General features: G+C 44.0%; 6 protein-coding genes. 4 read left to right on the top strand and 2 right to left on the bottom strand.

The genetic code is table 11. The features are described from left to right. Window positions 1-378 precede the first annotated feature (378 nt). Window positions 379-2022, bottom strand: a complete 1644-nt coding sequence (locus JHD69_RS18655; protein ID WP_199141854.1) for an RDD family protein — start codon at window positions 2020-2022, stop codon at window positions 379-381. 115 nt (window positions 2023-2137) lie between these two features. Here JHD69_RS18655 and JHD69_RS18650 point away from each other — a divergent pair, with 115 nt between their 5' ends. The 4 genes from JHD69_RS18650 (at window position 2138) to JHD69_RS18635 (ending at window position 5880) form a co-directional block, all read left to right on the top strand. Next, a complete protein-coding gene (locus JHD69_RS18650; RefSeq protein WP_199141853.1) occupies window positions 2138-2344 on the top strand; it encodes a hypothetical protein in 207 nt (68 codons plus the stop codon). A 64-nt stretch (window positions 2345-2408) separates the two neighbouring features. Beyond that, window positions 2409-3308: an MBL fold metallo-hydrolase gene (locus JHD69_RS18645; RefSeq protein ID WP_199141852.1), complete on the top strand. Its 900-nt coding sequence runs from the start codon at window positions 2409-2411 to the stop codon at window positions 3306-3308. Window positions 3309-3550: 242 nt separating this feature from the next. Further along, a complete protein-coding gene (locus tag JHD69_RS18640; RefSeq protein WP_199141851.1) occupies window positions 3551-4873 on the top strand; it encodes a cytochrome ubiquinol oxidase subunit I in 1323 nt (440 codons plus the stop codon). 2 nt (window positions 4874-4875) lie between these two features. Next, window positions 4876-5880: a cytochrome d ubiquinol oxidase subunit II gene (locus JHD69_RS18635; RefSeq protein ID WP_199141850.1), complete on the top strand. Its 1005-nt coding sequence runs from the start codon at window positions 4876-4878 to the stop codon at window positions 5878-5880. Between the two features lie 144 nt (window positions 5881-6024). Here JHD69_RS18635 and JHD69_RS18630 read toward each other — a convergent pair. Next, window positions 6025-6280, bottom strand: a 256-nt coding sequence (locus JHD69_RS18630) for a hypothetical protein (protein ID WP_199141849.1), incomplete at its 5' end; no start/stop codon positions are given.

Genomic DNA, 6280 nt, shown 5'->3' with positions numbered 1-6280 from the left:
AGATGTGTATAAGAGACAGGGATGTGTTCTTGACCCCTGAAGAATTATTTTCTTCTTGGTAATCAGGCTGGTTTTGGCCGAGGCTGCGTAATTAGGCATCAACATGCTGGAAAGCACAAAGCACAATGCCCCCAATAAAATTAACTTTCTCATCGTTTTAGTTTTAGGTTAACTCATTAAACAACTGTAATACAAGTTAATGTTTAATTTTCGAAAGCAGGTATTTGATTTGATAATGAACAAGATAGCTACTGCAGCTGTTCATTTTTTTGTTCAGTAAATTCATGAATGATTTAGATGATGGAGCAAGGCTTCGCTGTTTGCCCAACGATTAACTCAGCAAAAGCCTTTCAAGTAGCAGTTGCTGGACTTTTGTTGTTAGGGTTTTAGCCTTTTAAGCCTATGGCCTTCGTCGGCCGATGATAGCCTATAAACGCGGGCCACATGGAGGCTGTCGGTTACATAAATCCTGATTTTAAAATCACTGATTGGCTCTTCGCTTTTTCCAAGTATGGAACCCAGGGTGCCGCTTAAATAATTGTCTAGTTGTGGCCTGTCAATTTCCCATTTGATGTTGCTGTCGCCTCCGTCATTTTCAATTTTGAGGATGGTTGCCGGAATGCCGAAGTTCCTGATGTTTACAACAACAAACTTGCTTTTGTAAGGATGTTGTATGATTGGGTTTAAATCGGGCTGGAAATGATAGCTTACCCCATTGATTTTATAAAAGCCCATCTCGGGTAAACGGATGCCTTTGAGCTGGTCTTTGTCGCCTTTAACAGCTTCAATCAGTTCTTTCCTGCTCAGTGTGATACGGGGCAGCGTATCTTTGTTCTTCAAATAAAATGCTTCTATTTTTTCTTTCTGCTCGGCACCCTCCGGACTGACCTTGATTGCCGTAAAAGTGATTTGGGTAGCTTCTATTTTTTCCGGCTTCAGGTAAACTGTGCTGTAAAAGTCGCTGTTGCTGGTTGTTTTGATAAAATCGTTGGTTTCCAGGTTGTTGAGCTCTTCAATCAAGTCGTTTTGCTCCTTTTCTATGCGCTCGGTATAGGCTTTGGCCGTTCGATATGAGCTTATTTGGTAGGTAAAAAACTGAAATACAGCCATTAAAATTAGCAGCAAGGGAATAAGCAGGAAATAAAGCGCGGGTTTGCCCACGGCCTTTTCTTCTTTCACCACCGAAGTATCCGACCACCTGTCGTGCCAGCCTGTTCTCGAAAAAACAAAAGAAAAGGGCTCGAAAGGGATATACCTGCAAAGAGTTCGCAAAAATGTAGTCTTAAAATCCAATTTGGTGCTATCGTTTTTAATAACGCTCGTACCTGTAAGCAGTTTGCCCGCCGAAGTTTGAAAAGCCAGTTCAAAACCGAGGTAATAAACAAACCTGAAAAGTGCCACTATAAAAAGGAAACCCATTCTTTCGCCAAGCAGGTCGGATAGCGATAGGGCGGCTTGCCTTACCCATTCTATTTTGAGAAGGTAACTGAAAAGTGCAAAGAGCAGGAGCAGGGCTACAAGGGTATCGATCAGAAAATTAAATAGTCGCTGCCCAGCCGAGGCCGCCACATAATAGTTCTCCTCGTATTTTTCGCTTTGCTCGGTTTTTAAGGTCTTTTGTTGGTTAAAATAGTTAAGCATGCGTATGGCAATCCAAACCCACAGCACATTGCCAAGCATAAAAATACTTGTAGACAAGTTAAATTGATGAAATAGTTTTGGCAAATTGCCTAAAAAAAGCGAAAGTCTGTAGCCTAGGATAACCGCAAACGAAAATCCGAGCAACCGGGTTTCTCTGCCTTTATAGGCCTGGTAAATCAAGGCGCCAATCAAGAGCATTAAATTGATAAGCGACGTAATAGGGATGTCTTTGATGGCTCTAACCGTGCTGTAGAAATCGAAAGCCACCAACAGGTTTTCGATGATCCAGCTCAAGGGAAAATTTGGCAAATGTATGCCTATGTCGGCAAGAATGCCCATGATCGCTGTAGCAAGGCATAATAAGGTAATTCTGGTTCTCATCTGTTTGGTTGAGTCAAACATAAAGATTTATTTGCTTTTTCAATAATCGATGTCTGCGACCTCAAACAATGCTCGTTCTTAAGTTGTTATAACCTTACATCAAAACACAGTTGTTATGGAAAATTACAATGAAAAAAAGAGAACGGTTAAAAACGATCTGATAGCTGTTGATGCTGAAAAAGATACGCCGAGAAACGAAGAAAACATCGAAAAAAACAGTTCTTCGAACATCACCAGCAAATTTGAGAAAAAACACGGGCGTACCAACCAAGCCTTTGGCGATGGACACGAACCTGGTACTATTCCAGGCAGTGGCGTTTAATCAGAATATTTAACTAATTTTAAACCACGGGATTTACTTTCGTGGTTTTTTAATTTTCATTCTCATGCACAGAAGACAATTTATCCAAAACTCGGCATTGGCTTTAGCCATGCTTGCCTTTTACAGGGCAGATCTTTTTGCCAGCCCTAGCTGGACCCGGGCCTATGAGTTTAAGGCTTTGCGCAACGATATTGGCATTTTTACCGAACAAGGAGGCACCATTGCCTGGTTAAATGGCACCAGTGGCTTTGTAGTGGTCGATGCGCAGTTTCCGACTACAGCACCCCATGTCATAGAAGAACTTAAAAAACTGGGTGATAAGCCTTTCAAATACCTTTTAAATACCCATCACCATGGCGACCATACAGCTGGCAATATTTCGTTTAAAGGCCTGGCCGAACATGTGGTAGCCCATCAAAATTCGGCGGTCAACCAAAAACTAGCCGCCGAAAAAGCCAATAGCCTGGATAAACAGCTGTTACCTGATACCACTTTTGGCAAAGGCTGGAAAGCTCCGGTAGGCAAGGAAAAAATCAGCGCCTATTATTATGGCTCTGGTCATACCAATGGCGACGTGGTTTACCACTTCGAAAATGCCAATATTGCCCATGTTGGCGATTTGGTGTTCAACAGACGTTATCCTTATATCGATCAAGACAACGGGGCGCATATCGGCAATTGGATCAAAGCCCTGGACCAAATTACCAACCAATTCGACAACGATACGCTGTTTATTTGGGGCCATAGCCTCGATCCTGAAAAAGTAACCGGTAACAAGGCCGACATCAAGGCTTTTCAAAATTATCTGCAGTCGCTGTTGACTTTTGTAAGTGGCGAAATCAAGGCCGGAAAAAGTAGGGAAGACATCCTGAAAGCAACCAGTATACCCGGTGCACCCGAATGGAAAGGCGATGGCATTGCACGCAGTTTAACAGCAGCCTACAAGGAGTTGACCACGGGCTAGATGAAAGTTGTGGGTTGAAAGTTGAAAGTTTAAAGTTTTCGGTTTTGAGTTAGACAGGAGCCTTGGTACATCTCAACTCCCAGACGTTCCGATATTTTTCAATCAAACAATTGGCCTAACAATGCCAAATTTAGTTGCAATTTATAAACGTTCTATATTGAAAATGGATAAGCTATTTTATTGATTTTAAGGGAAATCAATGCATTGGGCAAGTATATTTGTAACCTATAATTTACTTTATTATGGACGATTTCCTCGCTGCCCGTTCACAGATGGCCCTTTCGCTGGGCTTCCACATCATTTATGCATGTATAGGTATGGTGATGCCGTTTTTTATGGCGGTTTCACATTACAAATGGCTTAAAACCAACCATGAAGTTTATAGAAACCTGACCAAGGCCTGGAGCAAAGGCGTAGCCATTTTTTTTGCAACCGGAGCTGTTTCGGGTACCATGCTGTCTTTTGAGCTGGGACTGCTCTGGCCCAAGTTTATGGAGCATGCAGGGCCTATTTTCGGCATGCCCTTTTCTTTAGAAGGTACTGCCTTTTTTATTGAAGCCATTGCTTTGGGCTTTTTTCTGTACGGATGGAACAAACTGAACAAATGGTTTCATTGGTTTACCGGAGTTGTGGTTGGCGTAAGCGGCCTGGCTTCGGGTATTTTGGTGGTAGCGGCCAATGCCTGGATGAACAGTCCGGCAGGTTTCGATTATGTAAACGGTCAGTATCTCCATATCGATCCCATTCAGGCCATGTTTAACAAGGCCTGGTTTACACAGGCATTGCACATGTGCCTGGCCGCGTTTACGGCTACGGGCTTTGCGGTAGCCGGTGTGCATGCGCTCATGATCCTGCGAAAGCAAAACCAGGAATTTCATTACAAAGCCTTCAAGATTGCGGCGGTTTTTGCCACCATCGGGGCTTTGTTGCAACCGATCAGTGGCGATATTTCGGCCAAAGACGTGGCCAAAAGGCAACCGGCCAAACTGGCAGCCATGGAGGCGCTCTACCACACGCGAAAACCTGCTCCCTTGTTAATTGGCGGTATTGTTGATGAAAAAAAGAAAGAAGTAAAAATGGCTTTTGAAGTGCCAGCTGCTTTAAGTTTCTTGGCGCATGGCGATTTTAAGGCCGAGGTAAAAGGCCTCGACCAAATTCCCGAAAGCGAGCATCCACCGGTAGCCGTAACGCATTATGCCTTTCAATTGATGGTGGGTATAGGAAGCTTATTGGTGTTGCTATCGCTTACCTATTATGTAAACTTATGGCGCAAAAAGGCAATTGTCGATCGCCGATGGCTGTTAAAGCTCTTTGTGGCTGCTATTCCGTTAGGCTACATTGCCCTGGAAGCTGGGTGGGTAGTTACAGAGGTAGGCCGGCAGCCGTGGATTATTTATGGTGTGATGAAGACCAAGGACGCGGTAACGCCAATGCCAGGCATTGCCTGGTCTTTTTACTTGTTTACGGCCATTTATGCTTCGCTAAGCCTGATCGTGATCTTTCTGCTTTACCGACAGATCAAAATGGTACCAACCTTGTATAGTCAGCAACCTCAAAAACAATAGCCATGCAGTATGTAGTCATTTCTTTCTTGTGCCTCGCTATTTTGCTTTACTTTTTGTTAGGTGGCGCCGATTTTGGGGCAGGCATCATCGAACTTTTTACCTCTCCTAAAAACCGGAGCAAAACCCGTAAAACAATGTACCATGCCATAGGTCCGGTTTGGGAGGCCAACCACATGTGGCTTATTATTGCCATTGTGATTTTGTTTGTGGCCTTTCCGCTCATTTACAGCACGATGTCTATCTATCTGCACATTCCGTTGGCCGTCATGCTTATCGGCATCATTGCCCGCGGAACAGCTTTTGTGTTCAGGCATTATGATGCGGTAAAAGACCAGATGCAGGAAGTATACAACAAGATTTTTGTGTATTCGAGCTTTATTACGCCTTTGTTTTTAGGCATTATTGCAGGTAGCATGCTTTGCGGACAAATAGACACTGATCCTCATAATTTTGTACAGGCCTATATTTGGGGTTGGCTCAACTTTTTTTCGGTAGCTGTTGGCTTGTTTACCGTGGCTTTATGTGGGTTTTTGGCCGCCATTTACCTCATTGGCGAGTGCAAAGAAGAGGAAGATAAAAAACGCTTTATTAAAAAGGCGAAATTCATGAACGTAGCGGCTGTGCTTTTGGGTATCGTTGTTTTTTGGGCAGCCTACTCGGAAGGAGTACCTTTGGTTAATTGGGTATTTGAAAACCCCGTTGGATTAACCGCTGTAAGCTTGGCCAGTCTCTCGTTAATTTTGTTGTGGTATTTGTTGCTGAAAGGCAAAACAAAGGTATTGCGCATTTTAGCAGGTTTTCAGGTGACCATGATTTTATTGGCCATCAGCTATGCGCACTTCCCTAATTTCATCAGGCTCAGAAATGGCGATGCCATTTCGCTCTACGAAGCCATTGGGCCGGAAAAAACAGTTAGTACCCTGGGTTGGGCCTTGCTCTTGGGCAGTTTGCTCATTCTGCCGTTTCTAGGCTATTTGTTTTATAAATTCCAGAAGAAAGAAGAATAATCAGGAAACCGAAGCCTAAAACTGAAAGTATAAAGAAAGATAAAGGCGGATTTGAAATCCGAAGTTGCTTTAGTCGGGAAAGCATTTCCCGACTAGCATTTCGTCTTTAACCTTCAACCTTCCTGCCTTCAGCCTTCCCACCTTCTACCTCTTCTCCACCTGCATCAAAGCCTCGTCTTGGCCAGCTATATAGTTTTTAATCGAATAATCTACGACCACATCTGGTTTTAAAGGTCCCTTTTTGCCTTTCCATCTTTCCCAGTACCTGGTAGAATAAGCCACTACGATTTTCGATTTGGGCAAGGCAAACCCTCTAACCTGTCTCTTATACACATCTAAAAAGTGGGGGGGGGGGGGGGGGGGGGGGGGGGGGGGGGGGGGGGGGGGGGGGGGGGGGGGG

This window comes from Pedobacter sp. ASV12 (assembly GCF_016429155.1).
Lineage (GTDB): Bacteria > Bacteroidota > Bacteroidia > Sphingobacteriales > Sphingobacteriaceae > Pedobacter.
This window is presented reverse-complemented; position numbering and strand designations above follow the sequence as displayed.

What these genes read in the sequence shown, in the direction of transcription:
- JHD69_RS18655 (WP_199141854.1), bottom strand. Translation starts at nt 2,022, where the DNA reads ATGAGAACCAGAATTACCTTATTATGCCTTGCTACAGCGATCATGGGC.
- JHD69_RS18650 (WP_199141853.1), top strand. Translation starts at nt 2,138, where the DNA reads ATGGAAAATTACAATGAAAAAAAGAGAACGGTTAAAAACGATCTGATA.
- JHD69_RS18645 (WP_199141852.1), top strand. Translation starts at nt 2,409, where the DNA reads ATGCACAGAAGACAATTTATCCAAAACTCGGCATTGGCTTTAGCCATG.
- JHD69_RS18640 (WP_199141851.1), top strand. Translation starts at nt 3,551, where the DNA reads ATGGACGATTTCCTCGCTGCCCGTTCACAGATGGCCCTTTCGCTGGGC.
- JHD69_RS18635 (WP_199141850.1), top strand. Translation starts at nt 4,876, where the DNA reads ATGCAGTATGTAGTCATTTCTTTCTTGTGCCTCGCTATTTTGCTTTAC.